Here is a 21,490-nt window from a genome sequence, read left to right on the forward strand (position 1 = left end):
ACCCGCATTATTGGGGTGCGACAGCGAGCATTACCTTAAATCGCCATTTTGAGTAGAAAAGCCTTTGCGCGGCGAATTTTTTACTTCGCCGAACCGCCACCGCCCACTCAGTCTTAAATGGACATTAACCGTTAAGTCCTAATTGGCCTAATCAGCCAAGGGGGGCACCAACATGACTAGCATCCCGACTGCGCCATCGTCGTTGACGATGGCGTCGATACACGACTTCGCCCTGACGATCGGGCAGTGCCAGCAGGGAGGGGAAGGCCCGCTGACACTCGACCTGTCGCAGGTCGCGGCACCCGATCTCAGCCTTTTGCAGCTTGTCGAAAGCGCCCGTGCGCAGGCGCGCGTCGGTGGCGGCAGCGTCCGCCTGTCGGCGCCGGCCGCCGGTCCGCTCGCGGCCCTGCTCGACCGGGCCGGCTTCATCGACGCGATGACGCCCGACGACCTCGATTTCTGGTTCCACGGAGACCTGCCACAATGAGCGCTTCCATTCTTGCCGTCGACGATTCCGCCAGCCTGCGCATGGCGATCCGCATCGCGCTGACCGGCGCGGGCTATACCGTCACCGAAGCATCCGATGGCGTCGATGGCCTGACGAAGGCCAATGCGACCCGCTTCGACATGATCGTCACCGATCTCAACATGCCCAACATGGATGGGCTGACGATGATCAAGGAAATCCGCAAGAACCCGTCGCAGGCGGGTGTGCCGATCATCTTCCTGACCACTGAATCCGACCCGGAGATGAAGAACCAGGCCAAGGCGGCCGGCGCCACCGGATGGCTGGTCAAGCCGTTCGTGCCCGACCAGCTGGTGAAGGTCGCCCGCAAGGTGCTGGGGCAGTGAGCGCCGACGATCCGATCGCAGCCTTTCGCGTGGAGGCGGGCGAACTGCTCGACCAGGTCGAACAGGGGCTGCTCGATCTCACCCACCGGCTGGACGACATGGACCTCGTCAATGCGGTGTTCCGCGGTCTGCACACGTTGAAGGGCTCGGGCGCGATGTTCGGCTTCGACGCGCTCGCCGCCTTCACCCACCATTGCGAAACCGCCTTCGACCGCGTGCGCAAGGGCCAGGTGCCCGCGACGCCCGCGCTGGTCGGGGTGATCCTGTCGGCACAGGACCATATGCGCGGGCTGGTGGAGGGCAATGCCTCCGAAAGCGAAGGCGCCGCGATCCTGGCGTCGCTGCAGGAGGCGGTGGACGCCGCCTCCGGCGGTGCCGCGGCTCCCGCGAAGGATGCCGCCCCGTCGGCGCCCGCTCCGGCAACCGCCGCCGTCGCACAGGCCGCCGGCTGGAACATCCGCTTCCGCCTGCCGCCCGATTCGATGGCGAATGGCACCAACCCGCTGATGCTGCTCGACGAATTGCGCGAGCTTGGCAGCTGCACCGTCGTCGCGCTGACCGATCAGGTGCCGCCGCTGCCGCAGCTGACGCCGACGCACTGCCACATCGGCTGGGACGTCACGCTGGTGGGCGACGTCAGCCGCGACGCGATCGACGATGTCTTCATCTTCGTGATGGACGACATGGAGCTGACGGTCACGCCGATCGCGGCGGAGGCAGAGGCGGAATCGATCGCGACGGAGGATGCGGTGCCAGCAGCGGTGGCCGCAGTCGCCGCGCCGTCCGCCGCGCCGGCGGCGCCGGTCGCCGCCGCGAACGACACGGCCACCGCGCGCGCGCCTGCAAAGGCCGATGAAAGCGTCCGCGTCCCCGCCGCACGGCTGGATTCGCTAATGGATCGCGTCGGGGAGCTGGTCATCGCGCAAAGCCGCCTGTCGCAGCTTGCGCATCATGGCCACGACCTCGTTCTCCGCTCCGTTTCCGAAGAGATCGAGCGGCTGGCCGGCGAATTGCGCGACACGATGATGGTGCTGCGCATGGTGCCGGTCGCCAGCCTGTTCGGCCGCTTCCGCCGCCTGATCCACGATCTGGCACGCGACACCGGCAAGACCATCGTGCTGGTCACCGAGGGCGAGGCGACCGAAGTCGACAAGACCGTGATCGAGCGCCTGTTCGATCCGATGGTCCACCTGGTCCGCAACAGCTGTGACCATGGCCTAGAGAATGCCGAGCAGCGTGTCGCCGCTGGCAAGCCGGAGGCGGGCACCGTTCGCCTCGGCGCGCACCAGAGCGGCGGCGAGGTGGTGATCACCATCCGCGACGACGGCCGCGGCATCGATCGCGCCCGCGTCCGCGCCAAGGCGGAGGCGAACGGCCTGATCCAGCCCGATCAGGCGCTGTCCGACCAGGAGCTGTTGCAGCTGATCTTCGCGCCCGGCTTCTCGACCGCGGCGCAGATCACCAACCTGTCGGGCCGCGGCGTCGGCATGGACGTGGTGAAGCGCACGATCGAGGGGCTGCGCGGCACGATCGACATCCAGTCGGTCGACGGTCAGGGATCGACGATCAGCCTTCGCATCCCGCTGACGCTCGCCATCATCGACGGCCTGCTCGTCCGCGTCGGCGCCAGCCGCTACGTCATTCCGCTGACCGCGGTCGAGGAATGCCTGGAGCTGAGCCTCGAGGACGATATGCGCCATCGCGGTCGCAGCCTCATCACGCTGCGCGAAAAGCTGGTGCCGTTCCTGCGCCTGCGCGAACTGTTCGCCAGCGGTACGAAGCCCGATCCCTATCAGAAGATCGTCGTGGTCGCGACGGGGCAGGGCCGCGTCGGGCTGGTCGTCGACCAGATCATCGGCAACCACCAGACCGTCATCAAGCCCATGTCGCCGCTGCATCGCGGCGTATCCACCTTCGCCGGCGCGACGATCCTCGGGGATGGCGAGGTCGCGTTGATCCTCGACATCGCCCAGCTCGTCGCCGCGGGCCAACCACAAGAGGAGAGCCTGCGTGCAGCCGGATGAATCGCGCCGATCCACGGCCATACCATGGACCGCTGACGGCCAGCTCGAAGTGCTGGTGTTCGATCTCGGCGGCCAGAGCTTCGCGCTCGAGGCGGTGCTGGTCCGCGAGATCCTGGACATGATGCCCGAAACCACGGTGCCGGGGGCGCCACCGCTGGTCGCGCATGTCCTCAACTTCCGTGGGCGGATCATTCCGCTCGCCGACCTGCGTCTCGCCTTCGGCATGCCCGTTACCGGCGCGACGCTCGACAGCCGCATCGTCGTGATCGAACTCGATCTCGATGGGGAGGCGACGTTGATCGGCCTGCGTACCGACAAGGTACATGAGGTCGCGACGTTCCACGCGAACACCAGCGAGGATGCACCCGTCGTGGGCCTGCGCTGGCGCCGGGATCTGGTGCGCGCACTGATCCGGCACGAGGGCGACGACATCGTCGTGCTGCCCGATCTTGAAGCGATTTTCCTGAACCTTGCGCACGGCGACGCCGCGGCGCGCTCCATCCACTGATCCCAACGGGGGGGAATATTTACATGCGTGCTACGATCAAAATGAAATTGGGGGTCACGTTCGGCGTGGTCGTCACGATGCTGCTGCTCGTCGTCGGCATCGGCATGAGCAAGATGGGCGACATGAACGCCAATATCGCGGGCGTCATCAGCGGCCCGGCTGCCAAGCAGGAGCGCGCGCTGCGCGTGCAGGTGACGATCAACGAAATCGTGCGCCTCGAAAAAAATATGGCGCTGACCACCGATAACGGGCTGACCGCGCAGTTCGAGCAGGCGATGGAACCCAAGATCACGCTCGAAGACAAGCTGATCGACGACGCGACGGATCAGGCATCGGCCGACACCAAGCCCCTTTGGCTCGCCGTCCAAAAGTCCTGGGATGACTACAAGCCGATCAACCGGCAAATCCGCGATCTGGCGAACGTCAACAAGAACGCTGAAGCGGGGGAAATGTCGATCACCAAATCGCGCCCGATCGCGTCGGCCATGTCCGACAACATCGACCGTGTGATTGCGTTCAACAAGCAGGCGATGGACAAGGCCCGCGACGATACGTCGGCCAATTACACGAATGCCCGCAACGTGCTGCTCGGCGTCGCCGCGATGGCCGTGCTGATCGCGGTCGCCGGCGCGCTGTGGATTTCGATGATCGTGTCGGGTGGCCTGAAGCGGATCGGCGTTGCGCTGGACGCGGTGGCGATCGGCGACCTCGACCAGGAGGTTAAGGTCAACACCAACGACGAAATCAAGGACCTGGTCAACACCGTCAACGGCATGACCGCCAGCCTGCGCAAGAGCGCCGACCTCGCCACCGAAATCGCCGGCGGCAACCTGACCGTCGAGCACGAGCCGCTGTCGGACAAGGACACGCTGGGTCACGCCCTGAAGTCGATGATCGAGCGTCTGCGCAACGTCGTGGGCGATGCCTCGGCGGCGGCGGATAACGTCGCGGCGGGCAGCCAGCAGCTGTCGGCCTCGTCGGAACAGGTCTCGCAGGGTGCGACCGAACAGGCCGCGGCGGCCGAAGAAGCCTCGGCGTCGATGGAGCAGATGGCGGCCAACATCAAGCAGAACGCCGACAATGCGGCGCAGACCGAAAAGATCGCGCGCCAGTCGTCGAAGGACGCCGAAGCGAGCGGCGTGGCGGTCGACCGTGCGGTGGGCGCGATGCGCACGATCGCGGACAAGATCGGCATCGTGCAGGAAATCGCGCGCCAGACCGATCTGCTCGCTCTCAACGCGGCCGTGGAAGCAGCCCGCGCCGGCGAGCATGGCAAGGGCTTCGCGGTGGTCGCATCGGAAGTGCGCAAGCTCGCCGAGCGTAGCCAGACGGCGGCGGCCGAAATCAGCTCGGTGTCGACCGAAACGGTCAAGGCTGCGGCCGACGCAGGCGAGATGCTGGGCAAGCTCGTCCCGGATATCCGCCGCACCGCGGAACTGGTGTCCGAAATCAGCGCCGCCTGCCGCGAGCAGGACATCGGGGCGAGCCAGATCAACCAGGCGATCCAGCAGCTCGATCAGGTGACGCAGCAGAATGCCGGTGCGTCCGAGCAGATCTCGTCCACCTCGGAAGAGCTGGCGGCCCAGGCCGAAGAGCTGCAGCAGAGCATCGCCTTCTTCCGGGTCGAGGATCGCGCTTCGCCGGTCGCCCGCGCCGCCACCGCGCAGCGCAAGGCCGCCCCGGCCCGCAAGGCGGCGCCGGCCAAGAAGGCGGCCCCTGCGGCCCGTCCCAAGGCCAACTCGGTCGCCGACCAGCAAGCCCGCGCCCGCGGCTTCGCCCTCGATCTGACCCATGGCGGGCCGGACAGCGAAGACGCCGACTTCGGTCAGGCGGCGTAAGCCAAAGGGCAATCCGGCCGCCTGACGTGATCCGCCTCGTTTGCGCGATGTGCGGTCACCGGCAGGCGGCCGGAACCGGTCCGGTCATTCTTCTAGCACGACAATAAAAGGGAAATTGCGATGCTGAACAACGCCGCAACTGGAAAATTCCGATCGATCGGAACAAAGGTACTGACTACGCAGGTGGTGTCGCTGGTCGCCATCGGATCCATCGTCGGGGGCGGCGGATATTATGGCATGTCGGCGCTGACCGACGCGATGACCAGCATCTACGACGACCGCGTCGTGCCGTTACAGGAATTGAAGGCGGTCTCCGATGCCTATGCGGTGAACATCGTCGACACCACGCACAAGCTGCGTGCCGGCAAGCTCAGCGGTACCGAGGCGCTGTCGAACATCGACCAGGCCAAGCAGCAGATCGCCCAGCAATGGTCGGCCTATCTGAACACCGAACGCGACGCGAACGAGAACATGATCGCCGATGCGGTGAAGACGTCGATGCTGGCGTCCGATCGTGCGGTTCAGGAGCTGCGCGGCATCATCGCGCGTAACGACAGCGCGGCGCTGAACCGGTTCGCGACCGAAGAATTATATCCCGCGATCGATCCGACGACGTCGAAGATCTCGCAACTATCGGATTTCCAGCTGAAGGCGGCGGCCGATCTGCGCGCGGCGGGCGTGAAACAGTCCGATCTGCTGACGCTGATGATGGTCCTGGTGACGCTGCTGACGATCGGTGTGGCGACGGCGGTGGCGATGGTCGTGACCCGCGCGATCAAGCGCAGCCTGGGCGAGGCAACCGCTCTCGCCGGCGCGGTCGCGGAAGGCGACGTCTCCGCCACGGCCACGATCACGTCGAACGACGAGGTCGGCGAGCTGCTCCAGGCACTCAACAAGATGGTGTCCAACCTCAGCGCGACCGCGACGGTCGCCGAAACCATCGCCAAGGGCGACCTGACGATCGATCACCGTCCGCTGTCCGACAAGGACACGCTGGGGCATGCGATGGTCAGCATGGTGACGAACCTGCGCACGTCCGCGACGCTGGCCGAAACGATCGCGCGCGGCGACCTCTCCGCGGATGCCCAGCCGCTGTCGGACAAGGATACGCTGGGCCTCGCCTTCGCCACGATGGTACAGAACCTGCGCAAGTCGGCGTCGCTTGCGGAAACGATCGCCAAGGGCGACCTGACCGTCGAACATCAGCCGCTGTCGGATAAGGACACGCTGGGCGTCGCCTTGGTCGACATGGTGGAACGTCTGCGCAGCGTCGTCGGCGACGCATCGGCGGCGGCAGACAATGTCGCCAGCGGCAGCCAGCAGCTGTCCGCGTCGTCGGACCAGGTGTCGCAGGGCGCGACCGAACAGGCCGCGGCGGCCGAAGAAGCCTCTGCATCGATGGAGCAGATGGCGGCCAACATCAAACAGAACGCCGACAATGCGGCGCAGACCGAAAAGATCGCGCGCCAGTCCTCGATGGATGCCGAGGCAAGCGGCGTCGCCGTCAATGCCGCAGTCGGCGCGATGCGCACGATCGCCGAAAAGATCGGCATCGTGCAGGAAATCGCGCGCCAGACCGACCTGCTTGCGCTGAACGCGGCGGTCGAGGCGGCGCGAGCCGGCGAACATGGCAAGGGCTTCGCGGTGGTCGCATCGGAAGTGCGCAAGCTCGCCGAGCGCAGCCAGACCGCGGCGGCCGAAATCAGCTCGGTTTCGTCGGAGACGGTGAGCGCCGCCGCCGATGCGGGCGAGATGCTGGGCAAGCTGGTCCCGGATATCCGCCGCACCGCGGAACTGGTGTCGGAAATCAGCGCCGCCTGCCGTGAGCAGGACATCGGGGCGAGCCAGATCAACCAGGCGATCCAGCAGCTCGATCAGGTGACGCAGCAGAATGCCGGCGCATCCGAGCAGATCTCGTCCACCTCGGAAGAGCTGGCGGCTCAGGCCGAGGAACTGCAGCAGAGCATCGCCTTCTTCCGGGTCGAGGATCGCACCGCGCCGATCGCCCGCGCTGCCACCGCGCAGCGCAAGGCCGCCCCGGCCCGCAAGGCGGCGCCGGCCAAGAAAGCGGCGCCCGCGCCGCGCCCCAAGGGCAACTCGATTACCGATCAGCAGGCTCGCGCCCGCGGCTTTGCCCTCGACCTGACACAGGGCGGCCCGGACAGCGAAGACATGGAATTTGGAGAGGCAGCATGAGTGATACCAATATGATGCAGGCCGTTACCTTCGGCCTGGGTGACGAGGTGTTCGCGGTATCGGTGACGCTGGTCCGCGAAATCCTCGACTATGCCCCCGCCTTTCGGGTCCCCAATGGACCCGGCTGGCTGCTCGGGCTGACCGACGTGCGCGGGCAGGGGGTGCCGACGGTCGATCTGCGCGCGCGCCTGGGCCTCACGCCTGCGGAACCGACGCTGTCGACGCGGGTGCTGATCGTCGACGTGCCGCTAGCCGACCGCACCGTGTCGCTGGGCCTGGTGGTCGACCGCGTGCTCGCGGTCACCACCTTCGCCGAAGGGCGGCTGGAAGCGGCACCCGATATCGGCATGCGCTGGCGCTCCGATTACATCGAGGGCGTCGTGCGCGAACCCGAAGGCTTCGTCGTCGTCATCAACGTCGCCGAGATCTTCTCCGGCGACGACATCGACGCCACCGCGCTCGCCGCCGCGGCCTGACTCTGCGGCAATTCTGCTCACAAACGAAATATCGAGAGGAGAACACCCATGTCCTTCATGTCGCAGTTGAAGAAGTCTTCGCGGCCCGAGACGGCCGCGATGGAAATCCGTGCGCTGACGCAGCGGCTGGCCGAGGGCGACCTGACGCTGCGCGCTCGCGAAGATGCCGCCACCGACGAGGCGCGCGACCTGCTGGTCGCCGTCAACGCGCTGCTCGACGTTGCGCTCGGCCCGGTCGTGCGGTTGCGTACCGAGATGGAGGACATGGGCCGCGAGCATGACGCGGGCGATATCGACGTCGTCGTGCCGGTCGACGGGTTCCGCGGTGATCTCGCCGCGATCGCCCGTTCGGTCAATCGCACCGTTGCCGGCCATATCACGGTGAAGAAAAAGGCGATGGCCTGCGTGAAGTCGTTGCGTGAAGGCGATTTCGAAGCTCCGCTGGACCGTTTCCCGGGCAAGAAGGCCTTCATCAACGACACGATCGAAACGCTGCGGGGCAACCTCAAAGGTCTGATCGCCGAGATGAACCGCATGTCTGCCGAGCATGACGCCGGCGATATCGACGTCTTCGTTCCGACCGAGAAGTTCCACGGCGATTTCGCGACGATGGCGCGCGGGATCAACGACATGGTCGCCGGCCATATCGCGGTGAAGAAGACAGCGATGGCCTGTATCAAGCAGTTCGGCGAAGGCAATTTCGACGCGGAATTGCAGCGCTTCCCGGGCAAAAAGGCCTTCATCAACGATACGATCGAGGAATTGCGCGGCAACTTCCGCGCGATCATCGCCGAAATCCAGCGCCTGATCCTGGCGTCGACCGAGGGCCGGCTGGGCGAGCGCGGCGACGTCGCGCGGTTCCGTGGCGACTTCGGGACGCTGGTGGGCGGCATCAACGGAATGCTGGATGCGATCCTGCTGCCGATCGGCGAAGGCAATCGCGTCCTGGCGCTGGTCGCGAAAGGCGATCTGACCCAGCATGTCGAGATCGACTGCGACGGCGATCATCAGCGCATGAAGGATGCGGTGAACACGCTGGTGGACAATTTGACGCAGTTCGCGCGCAACGTGACGGTGGCGTCCGATCTGGTCGCGAGCGGGAGCCACCAGCTCTCCGCATCGTCGGAACAGGTGTCGCAGGGTGCGACCGAGCAGGCCGCCGCCGCCGAGGAAGCCTCTGCCGCGATGGAGGAAATGGCCGCCAACATCAAACAGAACGCCGACAATGCGGCGCAGACCGAAAAGATCGCCCGCCAGTCGTCAAAGGATGCCGAAGCGAGCGGTGTCGCGGTCGAGCGCGCAGTGGGCGCAATGCGCACGATCGCGGACAAGATCGGCATCGTGCAGGAAATCGCGCGCCAGACCGACCTGCTCGCGCTGAACGCCGCGGTGGAGGCGGCGCGCGCGGGCGAACATGGCCGCGGCTTTGCCGTCGTCGCCTCCGAAGTGCGCAAGCTCGCCGAGCGCAGCCAGACTGCCGCCGCCGAAATCAGCTCGGTGTCGGCGGATACGGTGAAGGCTGCCGCCGATGCGGGCGACATGCTTGGCCGGCTGGTGCCCGACATCCGTCGTACCGCGGAACTGGTGTCCGAAATCAGCGCTGCCTGCCGCGAGCAGGATATCGGGGCGAGCCAGATCAACCAGGCGATCCAGCAGCTCGACCAGGTGACGCAGCAGAATGCCAGCGCATCCGAACAGATTGCGTCGACCGCCGACGGGCTGTCGGGGCAGGCGGAGGAATTGCAGCACGGCATCGCCTTCTTCCGTGTCAGCGACGCCGGGGCAGGGGCGTCACGTCCCGCACCGGCCAAGCGCGCGCCCGCACCGAACCGCAAGGCCGCGACGACGACGGTCAAGAAGGTCGCGCGCCCCGCGGTCAATTCGATCCGGGACCAGACGGCGCGCGTACGCGGCTTCGCGCTCGATCTGTCACGGGGCGGTCCGGACGACGACGACGCCGACTTCGGGGCGGCCGCATGAGCGATGGCGCAACCCGGCCAGTTGTGCCGGCCATCGACATCGGCCCGCTCGTCTCAGGCGACCCTATCACCGTTCCCCCCATTCGCCGCCGCGGCCTGATCGTCGCGCGGCAGGGATCGGGCACCGGATGACATCGTCACGTCCTCGGTGCCCGACCCGCTCCCTCTCTCTCACGACCATCGGATATCTCCGTTCCGGTCGATGGACATTTGACCATGGCTTCTGCTGTTCCCGTTCAACCCGGACTTGATCACCTCAGCGCCGACCGGTTCGCCCGGCTTTCCGCGCTGATCTACGACGAAACGGGCATCAAGATGCCGCGCACCAAGGCGACGATGCTGGAGGGGCGGCTGCGGCGCCGCGTCCGCGACACGGGAACGGCGTCGCTCAACGACTATTGCGACCTGCTGCTCGCCGATCCAACCGCGAATGGCGAGATCGATCATCTGATCAATGCGGTGACGACCAACAAGACCGATTTCTTTCGTGAACCCGGCCATTTCGACTTTCTGTCGGGCACCGTGCTGCCGACCATGCTGAAGCAGGGCCGGCGCCGGATTCGTACGTGGAGCGCAGCCTGTTCGACGGGGGCGGAGCCCTATACGATGGCGATGGTGATGGATCGCTTCGCCGAGGCGAACCGCATGGAATATGGCATCCTCGCCACCGATATCGATACTGAGGTGCTGGAGACCGCGCGGCGCGGCATCTATCCCGCGGATCAGGTCGATCCGGTGCCGTCGGTGATGCGTCAGCGCTACGTCGCCGCCTCGACCGACCGGCGGGCGGGCAAGGTGCGGATCGCGCCCGAACTGCGGTCCGCGATCGGCTTCGCGCGACTGAACCTGATGGACACGCATTATCCCGTCGGCGAACCGATGGACATCATCTTCTGCCGCAACGTGCTCATCTACTTCGACAAGCCGACGCAGGAAGCGGTGGTCCGTCGCCTGTGCGACTGCCTGCGCCCCGGCGGCTATCTGTTCCTGGGCCATTCGGAATCGATTGCGGGCATGGATCTGCCCGTGAAGACCGTGTCCTACACCGTATTCGAGCGCTGCTGATATGAAACCCGTCCGCGTCCTCATCATCGACGACAGCGCCAGCGTCCGCCAGGCCATGACCGCGATCCTCGGCGAGGATCCCGACATCCAGGTGATCGCCGCCGCCGCCGATCCCTTCGCCGCCGCCCGCTACATCCAGGAAGAGGTTCCCGACGTCATCACGCTGGACGTCGAAATGCCGCGGATGGATGGCGTCACCTTCCTGCGCAAGCTGATGAGCCAGCGCCCGATTCCGGTCGTCATGTGCTCCTCGCTGGTCGAGGAGGGGTCGGAAACGCTGCTGCAGGCTTTGGAAGCCGGGGCGGTCGACGTCATCCTGAAGCCGCGCATGGGCGTTGCCGAGCATCTCACCGAAGCCAAGCTGATGATCCGCGAGACGGTGAAGGGCGCGGCCAAGGCGCGGCTCGGCGCGCGACGCCAGGCGCGGGCGGCGTCGCCGGCGCAGAAGCTGACGGCCGATGCGGTACTGCCGCCCCCCACCGGCCGCGCGATGAGCCGGACGACGGAGATGGTGGTGTGCATCGGTGCGTCCACAGGGGGCACCGAGGCGCTGCGCGAGGTGCTGGAGGCGCTGCCGGCCAATTCGCCCGGCATCGTCATCGTCCAGCACATGCCCGAAAGCTTTACGCGCGCCTTTGCCAAGCGGCTCAACGGCCTGTGCCAGGTCGACGTCAAGGAGGCGGAGGACGGCGACACGGTGATGCGCGGCCACGTGCTGATCGCGCCGGGCGGCCTGCGCCATACGCTGCTCGAACGGCAGGGCGCGCGCTACGTCGTGTCGGTCAAGGAAGGGCCCCTCGTGTCGCGCCACCGCCCGTCCGTCGACGTGCTGTTCCGCTCGGCCGCGCGCAATGCGGGGTCCAATGCGGTCGGCATCATCATGACCGGCATGGGCGACGACGGCGCGCGCGGTTTGCTGGAAATGAAGCAGGCGGGAGCGCGAACTTTCGCTCAGGACGAAGCAACCTCCGTCGTGTTTGGCATGCCCAAGGAAGCCATCGCCCGCAACGCCGCCGACAAGGTCATACCATTGGGCAATATCGCCCGCGAACTGCTCCAGGCGACGGCGCGATGAGCGCGCGCGTCCCGCATTTTCTTCTCGCCCGCAAAGGATAGGCCATGCTGCACACCTCCATCACGGCCGATCACGCCTTGGACCAGAGCGTCGGCGATCTGCAACGAACGCTGGCGCTGATGGCGGCGGGTATGGATGCGCATTTCGTACGCGCTGGGACGACGCTCGCAAGGGCCATAGAAACGATCGATCGGATCATCACTGCGATCGATGGCGTCACCGGCGCGCTCGATGAAAGCGTCGCGGGTATCGCGGTGACCAACCTGAAGGAGGTCGCGGCCGATCTCGCCAACCTGCCGGTGGTGCAGCAGGAGCGCGACACCGACATGGTGCGGGTGAGCGGCGCGGCGCGGATGTTGCGCGATCACATCATGGAGATGCGACAGGCGCTGCGCGTGCTCCATATTTACGGCCTGAATATCAAGATCGCGGCATCGGGCGAGCCCGCTTTCGTTGGGTTCGTCGACAGCATGGGACATCGGCTCGCGGCGGGCGAAGAGCATCTGGAGGGCTTCCTCGCCAAGCTGAAGGACCTGAAGGACAGCGTCAGCGCGGTGCAGCAGGCAGGGCGCCTGGTCACCAAGGAAGCGCGGCACGTCGTCCCCGCGGTGCCGGAAAATCTGGTGCGTCACGCCACCGCGCTGCACGCGCATCTGGGCACGACCGCCACGATGGCGCAGCAGGTGGCGTCGATCGCCCGCACGGTGCAGGGGCGCGTCGCGACGATGCTGGGCGCGTTGCAGGTCGGCGACAGCACGCGCCAGCGCCTGGAGCATGTCGTGTCCGCGTTGCAGATCCTGGAGGTCGTAGGCCCGTCCATCGATCCTATGGTGCGCATGGAGGTCTGTGCGGTCATCCATCCGATGCTCGCGGCGCAGCTGGAGGCGAGCGCGGTCGATTTCGACCGCGACACGCGCCTGCTGGTCGATGCGCTGCGGGCGCTGAGCCCCGACACGACCGCGCTGCTGGGCCTGATCGACAACGACACGGGCAGCAACGGCCGGCCCTTCCTGGTCGAGATCGACAAGGCGGTGGGCGAGGTCGCATCGATCACCGCGCAGCTGCAAGATGCCGACCGGCGGTCGACCGCGATGCTGGGCATGATCGGCGAGACGGTGTCCGAGCTGACGGGGCGGCTGGCGCTGTTGCAGCGCGTGCAGTTCGACGTGCAGGACATCGCCACCAATACGCGACTGCTGTGCCGCCGGCACGGCGACCTCGGCAAGGCGGTATCGGTCGTCGCGGGCGAGGTGGACGTCCATGCCCAGTCGCTGGGCAAGGCGATGGGCGGGATCCGCCAGCCGCTCGACGAGCTGGCCGCGGTGAACGCAACGCTCGTCGAAAAGCGCGCGGCGGCGGACGATCGCGATCTGGGCAGCAAGCTGTCCGATGCGCTCGCGGTGATCCGCGAGGGGTGTCAGCGGACAGAGGGCGCGGTACGCGTCGGCGGCGACGATGCGCGCCAGATCATCGAGATGCTGGCCTCGGTCGGCGATGAGATCGGCGCGGAAATGGCGCTGGGGGGCAAGATGCGCGACGCGGCGCTCGTGCTCGGCGTGATGCCTGCGATGACCGATCCGTCGGATGCGGCGACGGCGATTCTTGCCGACGTGCTGCCGCGCATCGCCGCGCTGTACACGATGGCACAAGAGCGCGAAGTACACGCCGCCTATCTGCCCGCGCACCTCGCGCCGGCGCCGGCCGCTGCGGCCGTCGCGGACGATGACGACGACGACGGATTGTTCTGAAGGGCCGCGCCCCGTGTCCGCGACGGCGGCACGGGGCGCTCGTTATAGAGCCTGGCTATAGAAAAGGGGCCGTCAGGCCCCCGTGTCGTGCCAGTCGATCCACGCCCCATACGCGTGGCAGGTGGCAAGGTGACGGGTCTTCCCGTCGGGCCAGGTCGTGAGGCGCAGATGGACCGCGTCGCGCGCCTCGGTCCATTCGAACCCGATGCGGGCCAGCGGGCGATCGGCATCGGCCCGCGCGCCCGCCTCGGCAAAGGCCCGCTCCACGGCGGCATGGCCGGTGGCATCCAGATATTGCAGCGCCATCGAATGGACGATCGTGCGGCAGATGCCGGCGGCCTGCGGTGCGGCAAGCATCTCTGGCAGCCACCGGGTGATGTCGCCCGTCTCCACGACGGGCGGGTGCGCACGCGCGATGCGCAGCGCCTGCGCCAGGCGTTCGGCGCGGTCGGGCTCGTCCGCCCAGATAAAGGCCATCAGCCGCTCGCAGGCGGCGGCATCAGCCACGTCTAGGGGGCTTAGATCGACACCCCGCGCGGACGCCACGGTGATAGGACGGATGACGGGCGCGGCGCCGTGCCACGCGGGCGCGACCCGGACGGATGACGCCGGATCGCCGGCGGCATGGCCGCCCAGATCATAGGCATAGCGATCGAGGTTGAGGTTCAGCCCGGCGCTGGCGCCGAGTTCGCGCAGTTCGCACGGCATGTCGAACTGGCTGCGCAGCGTCATCAATGCCGCCATGATCGCGGCGGTGCGCCCGACTTCGTTAGTCTGCGGCGGCGTGCGCATCCATTCGGCGATATGCGCATCGGCGGCGTGCATCGCCGCGCCGATCACGGAGTCGAAATCGCCGTCCAGCCGCCGGTACAAGTCGCTGAGTGCCGTGTCGTGGCCCGCTCGCGCCAGCGCATGCAGCGCGGCGTTGAACCGCATCGCCAGCGCGTCGGCGGCGACATCGCGCGGCCAATCGGCGATCAATGCCGCGGTGCGCGGCGCGCGGGAGAGCTGACGCTCTCCTGCTGCGAGCACGGCGGCGACGAACGGCGATCCCATCTCGCGGACGGCCATCGCTTGGCGGGCGAGCGGCCCCGTATCGCAGTCACCGTTCGTATCGGGGAAGGGCGCCCCGTGCATGGACCCGGGGCGCACGGCCATTGCGATCAAAACGTGTCCCAGTCACCATTCGCGACGCGGCGCGGCGCGGGAATGGGGGCCGGACGCGGTGCCGCGGCGGCGGGGCGGGATCGGGCCGGCCGGTAATCGGCAGCCGCAGGGGCGGGGGCCTGACCGTCGATCTCGAAGGTCGCGACCGATGCGGCAAGCTGCTGCGCTTCGGCCACCAGCTGGCGCGCCGCGGCAGAGGTCTGTTCGACCATCGCGGCATTTTCCTGCGTCATCTGGTCCATCTCGCCGATCGCAACGTTGATCTGGCCCAGGCTTTTGGCCTGATGATCGGACGATTGCGCGATTGAATCGATCGATCCGCTGACCGCACCAACGCTGTCGATGATCCGCGACAATGCCTGTCCGGTCTGGTCGACCAGGTCGACGCCGGCGCGAATGTGGGTGGAGGCGGACGTCACCTTCGTCTTCACCTCGGTCGCGGCGTCGGCCGAGCGCTGGGCGAGCGCACGGACTTCGGAGGCGACGACGGCGAAGCCCTTACCGGCTTCACCCGCGCGTGCCGCCTCGACGCCGGCATTGAGCGCCAGCAGGTTGGTCTGGAAGGCGATGCCGTCGATCAGGCTGATGATCGCGGCGATTTCGTTGCTGGCCTGTTCGATGCCGTGCATCGCATCGATCGCCTGACGCACGATCGTGCCGCCGCGTTCGGCCTCCGTTCGCGCCTGTGCCATCGCGGAGCTGGCGCCGATCGCCGCGCCCGCGCCGTCGCGGATCGACTTCGTCACCTCGTCGAGGGCCGCGGCCGATTCCTGCAAGGCGGCCGCTTCCTGTTCGGTCCGTTGCGCGAGGTCGAGTGCGGCCTGATTGATCTCGCCCGAATTGTGCTTGATCGACTGCACGCTGCCGCGCACCTCGCCCAGCACGCGCGACAGGCTGGCGGTGGCGGTGTTGAAATCGTCCGATAGCAGGCGGAATGCCTGCGGCACGTCGGCGATGCGCACCGTGAGGTCCGCGTCCGACAGGCGATGCAGGCCGCCGCCGATCGCGGTCATCGCCGCCTCGCGGTCGGCATCGTCGGCCACCTTGGCCGCGGCGGTGTCGCGGAACACGGCGACCGCGCGCGCCATGTCGCCCAGTTCGTCGTTGCGGTCCGCTTCAACCACGATGTCATGCCGTCCGCTGGCCAGTTGCGCCATCGCATCGGTCAGCAGCGTGATCGGCCGCGCGATCTGGCGGCTGAGCAGGACGGACAACGTGATCGCCACGCCAATCAGCGCGATGCCGCCGATGGCAAGCGCGATCAGTGCGGTCAGGATCGCCTTTTCCTGGCTGGCGGCGGCGGAATCGATGTCCTGCGTTTCTGCGGCCCGCAGATCGCGCAGCGGAAGTGCGATCTTGCTGACCAGCACCGCAGGGCCCGCGTCCCGCACCGCCTGCTGCGCTTCGTCGCGGCGCCCGGCCTTGACCCAGCCGATCAGCCGGTCGCCCCAGTTGCGTCGCCATTTCAGCGTTTCGCGACGGGCGGTGTTGAGCTGGCGCAGCTTGACCGGATCGGTCAGCAGCGTGTCCAGTTCAGCGGCGGTCCCGTCGAACTCCTTGCGCGCTTCCTCGTACGATTTGAGGTAGGTGACGTCGCCCGTCACCAGAAAGCCCCGGAACTGGCTGTTCTGGCGCAGGATCGCCGTTTCCAGCGTCAACGCCTTGGCATAGATGTTCTGGGCGACGTTGTTGCGTTCCGTCGACTGCCTGATCAGCATGATCGTGCCGAAGAACACCATCATCACAACCGCTGCGGTCGCGATGATGGTGAGGAACGACAGGCCCAGCTTGCGCGGTATCTTCATAATGTCCACGGGTCCCGGATCAGTGGAAAGGCGATCAGAAGCGCGAGCGCAGCGTCACGCCATAGGTACGCGGTTCGGCGAGGTACGACGAGAAGATCGCATTGCCGGTCGCAAAGTCCGGCGAGCCGAAGGCGGCGACCTGCGACGCGCTGCCCGCACCCTGGAAGGGGGCGGCGAAGGCGACCTGCTGGTAGTTGGTGTTGAGGACGTTCTGCCCCCAGAATTCCACTGCCCAGCGCTGGTCGCGGCCGCGGATGCCGATGCGCGCGTTGACCAGGAAGAAGCCGTCCTGGCGCTTTTCCAGGAACAGGTCGGAGCCGGTGTTATAGTCGCTGGTCAGGCGGCTATCGACGTAGAACAACGCGTGCATGCCGTTGTCGCCGATCGGCGGCGTCCACGACGCCGAGCTGGTGACGGTGTGGCGGGGCGCGTTCGACATCTGCGCCCCGGGCAGCAGGAACAGCGCGGCGTTCAGCGCCTCGCCCGCATCGCTGCCGACGAGGTTGTTGCGATATTGCGTGTGCGCATAGGTGTAGCCGAGGTTGAAGGTCAGATCCTCGGTCGGATAGGCGCCGGCCTCCAGTTCGAAGCCCTGCGTGATGACGCCCGAGCGCACCTTGCCCGTGCAGGCGCCGGTGGTCGAGGAATTGTCACGATCGGCACCGTTCAGGCCGGTGCTGCACGACCCGATATTCTGGACGATATAGTTGGTGCCGTTGAAGGTGTTCAGCTGGAAGTTCTTGAACGCCGAACGGAAGCCCGCGAGGTTCGCGGTAAATTTGGGCGTCGCATATTTGATGCCGATTTCGAACGCCTGCACCGTCTCGGGATCGAAGCGCAGGTTCGATGCGGCTGCCGCGGTCGGCGTGGCGAAGACGGTGCCCGACAGGTCCGACTTGTCGAGGTTGTAGCCGCCCGCCTTGTAGCCGCGCGCGTAGGACGCATACAGCAAGGTGCTGGGTGCGGGCTTCCACGACACGACCCCGGTGCCGGTGAACTGGCCCTCGGCGATCTTGTCCTTGATCGGCACGCCGGTCAGCGCCGACGTCGAATTGCCGGTGCAGGTCAGCGTGATGATGCCGCCGATCAGTGGCTTGAGCGCTGCGGGCACCGCCGCACTGGCGAGCAGGGGGCTGAGTGCGGCCTGCTGCGCCGGGCAGACGGTGTTGTTGTTGTTGAAGCTCGCATCCAGGCGCTTGTGCTCGTTGGTGTAGCGCAGGCCGCCGGTGATGCTGAGCGTGTCGGTGATCTTGAAGATGTTGTGCGTGAAGAAGGCGTAGTTGCTGCTCGTCTGGTGATAGACGTCGCGGATGCTGCCGACGTTGTTGACGGTGCTGAGGCGATCGATGCCGCTGATCACCGCCTGGCCGACCGCGGGGGTCAGCACGGCGCGGCCGGCGGCGCTGAGGCAGCCGCTTGCCGTCGGATCGCGGAGCGCGGCGGCCGGGTTCACCGTCGCGACGGCACGGCATGCGGCGAAGGCGCCATATTGCGAGCCGAAGCGCAGGTTGTCGACGACGTCGAGGTCCTCATGCGCGTAATAGCCACCGACCAGCCAGTCGAGCCGGTTGCCGAACAGGCCGCCGCTGAGGCGGGTTTCCTGCGTGAACGTCTTGAACTGGCGATAGGCGTTGCCGTCGTTCGGGCGGTAGACGATGTCGACGTTGCCGTAATCCATGTCGCCCGCGCCGCCCGCCTTATATTCGCGATAGGCGCTGATCGAGATGAGCTGCACGCTGCCCAACGTCCAGCCGATGCGCGCCGATACGCCGCCGTCGGTGGTGACGTTCGAATAGGCCTGGCCCTTGGTCTGGGCGATCTGGCGATTGTAGGGATTGCCCATGCTGGGCAGCACGCCGCCCAGGCTCTGCAGGATCGAGACGATGCGGTTCTGCGATGCGATCGAGAAGTCGCCCGGCGCGCCCGGCGTCGGGTCGAACTTTTCGCGCGTGTCGATATAGACGGCGCCGCAGCACTTTTCGTCGCGATGCGTGTAATCGCCGATCAGGCGGACCGAGAAGTCGGACGACGGCTTCCAGAACAGCTGGCCGCGGACGAAATAGCGGTTGCGGTTGTTGAAGTCGGTGTTGTTGACGACGTCGTGCAGGAAGCCGTCGCGCTTGCCGTAGACGCCGTCGATGCGGAAGGCGAGCTTGTCGGCGATGATCGGGCCGGTCAGCGCGCCGGCGAGGCGGACGGCGTCGTAATTGCCGTAGCTCGCTTCGCCATAGCCGCCGAACTTGAATTCGGGATACTTCGTGTAGATGCTGATCGCACCCGCCGACGAGTTGCGGCCCGACAGCGTACCCTGCGGCCCGCGCAGCACTTCGATACGCTCGACTTCGCCCAAATCGTTGAGGCCGGAGCCGGTGCGGCTGCGATAGACGCCGTCGATGAACACCGCGACCGAGCTTTCGAGGCCGGGGTTGTCGCCCACCGTGCCGATGCCGCGCAGGCGGGCGGTCGCATTCGCTTCCGATCCGGTGGACGAGACGATCAGCGACGGCGCCAGCTGCGCCATCTGGCGGATATCGGTCGCGCCCGAATTCTGGAGCGCTGCGGTGCTGTAGGCACTGACGGCGATCGGCACGTTCGACAGGCGCTGCGAGCGGCGCGTGGCGGTAACAACGATATCGGCAGTATTTTTCGATTCGGCTTCGGCGCGGGCCTTTTCGGCTTCGGCTTGCTTACCCGACGGTACCACGCCGCGCAGGCCCTGCGCGCCGGCTGGCGCGACGGCGCCCACGCACGACGCCGCCGCTGCCAGATATACCCACTTCCGCATCGATTATGCCCCTCTTTGATCCATTCCCTTGCCGAAGCCTTGGCCGGAAAGGGGATAAAGAGGCGTTAACCGTGCGGAATTTAACGCGTGATCTTCACGACATGGAGCAGATCAGCCGATATCTTCGACCTGATCCAGATAGGCGCCATACCCTTCCGCCTCCATCGCATCACGCGGCACGAAGCGCAGCGAAGCGGAATTGATGCAATAACGCAGGCCGCCGCGATCGCGCGGACCGTCGGGGAAGACATGGCCCAGGTGGCTGTCGCCATGCTTGGAACGCACTTCGGTGCGCACCATGCCGTGGCTGCGATCGTGCAGTTCCTCGACATTGGCGGGCTCGATCGGCTTGGTGAAGCTCGGCCAGCCGCAATGCGATTCATATTTGTCGGTCGAGGCGAACAGCGGTTCGCCCGAGACGATATCGACGTAGATGCCCGCGGCCTTGTTGCCGAGATATTCGCCTGTCCCGGGGCGTTCCGTGCCGCTTTCCTGCGTCACATAATATTGTTCGGGCGTCAGCTTCGCGATCGCTTCGTCGGTCTTGCGGTAATCGGCCATGATCGGCTCCTTAGCTAAGCGGCGGCTGTCCGTTGGAGGCCGACAGGCCGCCGTCGACGGGCAGGTTCACACCGGTAATATAGTGCGCATCTTCGCTCGCCAAAAAGGCGATGGCGCCGGCGATGTCGGCAGGCTCCGCGCCGCGGCCGATCGGGATGCGCTCTTCGAACCTGGCGATGAGGTCGGGCTGTTCCTTCATCCCTTCGGTCAACGCGGTATAGGTGAGCGACGGGTTGACCGCATTGACGCGCACGCCGGCCTTCGCCTCGTCCAACGCCAATGCGCGGGTGAAGTTGGTGACCGCACCCTTGGCCGCGCAATAGAAGCTATGGTTCCAGTCACCGCCGAGGCCCGACACCGACGAGATGTTGACGATGCAACCCTTGGCCGTCCGCAGATGCGTTATCGCGGCGCGGCTCATCTGGACGACGCCGTACAGGTCGGTTTCGATCACCTTGGCAAAGGCGCCGAAATCGCCCTCGTCGATCTTGCCGAGATGGTCGACGCCGGCATCGTTGACCAGCACGTCGATGCCGTCGAAGCGGCTGACAGCAAGGTCGATCAGCGCCTCGCAATCGGCCATGCGACTGACATCGATTTCCAGCGTCTCGACCGCGTCGCCCAACTCCGCGGCAAGGCGTTTGAGGCCCGCCGCGTCCTTGTCGCCGAGCACGAGTTGCGCGCCCTCCGCGGCAAAGCGCCGCGCCGCGCCCTCACCGATGCCTGAGGCGGCACCGGTGATGACGACGACCTTGCCGGCGAACCGATTGCTGTTCACGCGCTCGCGGCCTGCTCGGCGTGGCGACCCTCGGCGACTTCTTCGATCAGCTTCGCGCAGAAAGCAGGAAGGTCGTCGGGGTTGCGGCTGGTGACGAGGCCCTTGTCGACGACCACCTCCTGATCGACCCAATTGCCGCCCGCGTTGCGGATGTCGGTCTGCAGGCTGGGGAAGGACGTGAGCGTGCGGCCCTTTACCACGTCCGCCTCGACCAAGGTCCAGGGCGCGTGGCAGATTGCGGCGACGGGCTTGCCGGCTTCGAAGAAGGCGTGGACGAAGGCGACGACCTCCTTCGAGGCGCGCAGCTTGTCGGCACCGACGCTGCCGCCGGGGATGACGAGGCCGTCGAACTGATCCGCGGACACGTCGCCGATCGCCTTGTCGACGGTGAAGGTCTTGCCGGGGTCGAGATCGTTGTTCACCGTCTGCGCCTCGCCCGTCTCCAGGCTGATGACGACGACCTTGCCGCCGGCCTGCTCAACGGCGGCCTTGGGCTGTGCGAATTCGGGTTCCTCAGTGCCGCGGGGGGCGATGAGGATGGCGATCGTCTTGCCGTCGAGGGTCATGGAATGTCTCCGAAGGTCAGGAAAGTCTTAGGAAAGGGGGCTCCCTCGAACGATCGGTTTTCGCGGC

The 21,490-nt window shown here is 66.5% G+C and carries 18 protein-coding genes; 12 read left to right on the forward strand and 6 right to left on the reverse strand.

Going from position 1 to position 21,490, the window contains the following annotated elements; genetic code table 11:
• Positions 1–172: 172 nt before the first annotated feature.
• The 12 genes from ACGVWT_RS03870 to ACGVWT_RS03925 all read left to right on the forward strand — a co-directional run bounded on the left by ACGVWT_RS03870 (position 173) and on the right by ACGVWT_RS03925 (position 13,761).
• Entirely contained in the window at positions 173–487 is a 315-nt protein-coding gene (locus ACGVWT_RS03870; protein ID WP_286165122.1) for an STAS domain-containing protein, read from the forward strand.
• The gene (locus tag ACGVWT_RS03875; RefSeq protein ID WP_017979769.1) at positions 484–852 is read left to right on the forward strand and encodes a response regulator; all 369 of its coding nucleotides are present in this window, start codon (positions 484–486) and stop codon (positions 850–852) included. The genes ACGVWT_RS03870 and ACGVWT_RS03875 overlap by 4 nt, the downstream gene beginning before the upstream one ends.
• Positions 849–2,876, forward strand: coding sequence for a chemotaxis protein CheA (locus ACGVWT_RS03880; protein ID WP_315461610.1), 2,028 nt, complete (start codon positions 849–851; stop codon positions 2,874–2,876). The genes ACGVWT_RS03875 and ACGVWT_RS03880 overlap by 4 nt, the downstream gene beginning before the upstream one ends.
• Positions 2,863–3,384, forward strand: a complete 522-nt coding sequence (locus ACGVWT_RS03885) for a chemotaxis protein CheW (protein WP_315461609.1) — start codon at positions 2,863–2,865, stop codon at positions 3,382–3,384. The genes ACGVWT_RS03880 and ACGVWT_RS03885 overlap by 14 nt, the downstream gene beginning before the upstream one ends.
• Before the next feature lie 23 nt (positions 3,385–3,407).
• Positions 3,408–5,222 carry a methyl-accepting chemotaxis protein gene (locus ACGVWT_RS03890; RefSeq protein WP_315461608.1) on the forward strand — a complete coding sequence of 605 codons (1,815 nt, stop codon included), beginning with the start codon at positions 3,408–3,410 and terminating at the stop codon, positions 5,220–5,222.
• Positions 5,223–5,342: 120 nt separating this feature from the next.
• The gene (locus ACGVWT_RS03895) at positions 5,343–7,418 is read left to right on the forward strand and encodes a methyl-accepting chemotaxis protein (RefSeq protein ID WP_315461607.1); all 2,076 of its coding nucleotides are present in this window, start codon (positions 5,343–5,345) and stop codon (positions 7,416–7,418) included.
• Positions 7,415–7,894 carry a chemotaxis protein CheW gene (locus ACGVWT_RS03900; protein WP_116461601.1) on the forward strand — a complete coding sequence of 160 codons (480 nt, stop codon included), beginning with the start codon at positions 7,415–7,417 and terminating at the stop codon, positions 7,892–7,894. The genes ACGVWT_RS03895 and ACGVWT_RS03900 overlap by 4 nt, the downstream gene beginning before the upstream one ends.
• A gap of 48 nt (positions 7,895–7,942) precedes the next feature.
• Positions 7,943–9,874, forward strand: coding sequence for a methyl-accepting chemotaxis protein (locus ACGVWT_RS03905; RefSeq protein WP_315461606.1), 1,932 nt, complete (start codon positions 7,943–7,945; stop codon positions 9,872–9,874).
• Positions 9,871–10,005 carry a hypothetical protein gene (locus tag ACGVWT_RS03910; protein ID WP_315461605.1) on the forward strand — a complete coding sequence of 45 codons (135 nt, stop codon included), beginning with the start codon at positions 9,871–9,873 and terminating at the stop codon, positions 10,003–10,005. Before ACGVWT_RS03905 ends, ACGVWT_RS03910 begins: the two co-directional genes overlap by 4 nt.
• Positions 10,006–10,089: 84 nt before the next feature.
• Positions 10,090–10,938, forward strand: coding sequence for a protein-glutamate O-methyltransferase CheR (locus tag ACGVWT_RS03915; protein WP_315461604.1), 849 nt, complete (start codon positions 10,090–10,092; stop codon positions 10,936–10,938).
• A gap of 1 nt (position 10,939) precedes the next feature.
• A complete protein-coding gene (locus tag ACGVWT_RS03920) occupies positions 10,940–12,013 on the forward strand; it encodes a chemotaxis response regulator protein-glutamate methylesterase (RefSeq protein ID WP_017979763.1) in 1,074 nt (357 codons plus the stop codon).
• A 44-nt stretch (positions 12,014–12,057) separates the two neighbouring features.
• Positions 12,058–13,761 (forward strand): hypothetical protein, encoded by a 1,704-nt coding sequence (locus tag ACGVWT_RS03925; RefSeq protein WP_116461602.1) that lies wholly within the window; start codon positions 12,058–12,060, stop codon positions 13,759–13,761.
• A gap of 72 nt (positions 13,762–13,833) precedes the next feature.
• On the opposite strand, the gene ACGVWT_RS03930 is transcribed toward ACGVWT_RS03925, so the two are convergent.
• The 6 genes from ACGVWT_RS03930 to ACGVWT_RS03955 form a co-directional block, all read right to left on the reverse strand.
• On the reverse strand, positions 13,834–14,898 hold the full coding sequence (locus ACGVWT_RS03930) for a DUF2332 family protein (protein WP_315461603.1): 1,065 nt from the start codon (positions 14,896–14,898) through the stop codon (positions 13,834–13,836).
• 26 nt (positions 14,899–14,924) lie between these two features.
• Positions 14,925–16,733 (reverse strand): methyl-accepting chemotaxis protein, encoded by a 1,809-nt coding sequence (locus tag ACGVWT_RS03935; protein WP_315461602.1) that lies wholly within the window; start codon positions 16,731–16,733, stop codon positions 14,925–14,927.
• 34 nt (positions 16,734–16,767) lie between these two features.
• Positions 16,768–19,518, reverse strand: a complete 2,751-nt coding sequence (locus ACGVWT_RS03940) for a TonB-dependent receptor domain-containing protein (RefSeq protein ID WP_315461601.1) — start codon at positions 19,516–19,518, stop codon at positions 16,768–16,770.
• Between the two features lie 111 nt (positions 19,519–19,629).
• Positions 19,630–20,079: a peptide-methionine (R)-S-oxide reductase MsrB gene (gene msrB / locus ACGVWT_RS03945; protein WP_116461606.1), complete on the reverse strand. Its 450-nt coding sequence runs from the start codon at positions 20,077–20,079 to the stop codon at positions 19,630–19,632.
• Between the two features lie 10 nt (positions 20,080–20,089).
• Positions 20,090–20,857, reverse strand: coding sequence for an SDR family NAD(P)-dependent oxidoreductase (locus tag ACGVWT_RS03950; protein WP_315461600.1), 768 nt, complete (start codon positions 20,855–20,857; stop codon positions 20,090–20,092).
• Positions 20,854–21,423 (reverse strand): type 1 glutamine amidotransferase domain-containing protein, encoded by a 570-nt coding sequence (locus tag ACGVWT_RS03955; RefSeq protein ID WP_063686067.1) that lies wholly within the window; start codon positions 21,421–21,423, stop codon positions 20,854–20,856. Before ACGVWT_RS03955 ends, ACGVWT_RS03950 begins: the two co-directional genes overlap by 4 nt.
• Between the last annotated feature and the right edge of the window lie 67 nt (positions 21,424–21,490).

Source organism: Sphingomonas sp. S6, assembly GCF_043498045.1.
Lineage (GTDB): Bacteria > Pseudomonadota > Alphaproteobacteria > Sphingomonadales > Sphingomonadaceae > Sphingomonas.

What these genes read in the sequence shown, in the direction of transcription:
- ACGVWT_RS03870 (WP_286165122.1), top strand. Translation starts at nt 173, where the DNA reads ATGACTAGCATCCCGACTGCGCCATCGTCGTTGACGATGGCGTCGATA.
- ACGVWT_RS03875 (WP_017979769.1), top strand. Translation starts at nt 484, where the DNA reads ATGAGCGCTTCCATTCTTGCCGTCGACGATTCCGCCAGCCTGCGCATG.
- ACGVWT_RS03890 (WP_315461608.1), top strand. Translation starts at nt 3,408, where the DNA reads ATGCGTGCTACGATCAAAATGAAATTGGGGGTCACGTTCGGCGTGGTC.
- ACGVWT_RS03895 (WP_315461607.1), top strand. Translation starts at nt 5,343, where the DNA reads ATGCTGAACAACGCCGCAACTGGAAAATTCCGATCGATCGGAACAAAG.
- ACGVWT_RS03900 (WP_116461601.1), top strand. Translation starts at nt 7,415, where the DNA reads ATGAGTGATACCAATATGATGCAGGCCGTTACCTTCGGCCTGGGTGAC.
- ACGVWT_RS03905 (WP_315461606.1), top strand. Translation starts at nt 7,943, where the DNA reads ATGTCCTTCATGTCGCAGTTGAAGAAGTCTTCGCGGCCCGAGACGGCC.
- ACGVWT_RS03910 (WP_315461605.1), top strand. Translation starts at nt 9,871, where the DNA reads ATGAGCGATGGCGCAACCCGGCCAGTTGTGCCGGCCATCGACATCGGC.
- ACGVWT_RS03915 (WP_315461604.1), top strand. Translation starts at nt 10,090, where the DNA reads ATGGCTTCTGCTGTTCCCGTTCAACCCGGACTTGATCACCTCAGCGCC.
- ACGVWT_RS03920 (WP_017979763.1), top strand. Translation starts at nt 10,940, where the DNA reads ATGAAACCCGTCCGCGTCCTCATCATCGACGACAGCGCCAGCGTCCGC.
- ACGVWT_RS03925 (WP_116461602.1), top strand. Translation starts at nt 12,058, where the DNA reads ATGCTGCACACCTCCATCACGGCCGATCACGCCTTGGACCAGAGCGTC.
- ACGVWT_RS03930 (WP_315461603.1), bottom strand. Translation starts at nt 14,898, where the DNA reads ATGCACGGGGCGCCCTTCCCCGATACGAACGGTGACTGCGATACGGGG.
- ACGVWT_RS03935 (WP_315461602.1), bottom strand. Translation starts at nt 16,733, where the DNA reads ATGAAGATACCGCGCAAGCTGGGCCTGTCGTTCCTCACCATCATCGCG.
- ACGVWT_RS03940 (WP_315461601.1), bottom strand. Translation starts at nt 19,518, where the DNA reads ATGCGGAAGTGGGTATATCTGGCAGCGGCGGCGTCGTGCGTGGGCGCC.
- msrB (WP_116461606.1), bottom strand. Translation starts at nt 20,079, where the DNA reads ATGGCCGATTACCGCAAGACCGACGAAGCGATCGCGAAGCTGACGCCC.
- ACGVWT_RS03955 (WP_063686067.1), bottom strand. Translation starts at nt 21,423, where the DNA reads ATGACCCTCGACGGCAAGACGATCGCCATCCTCATCGCCCCCCGCGGC.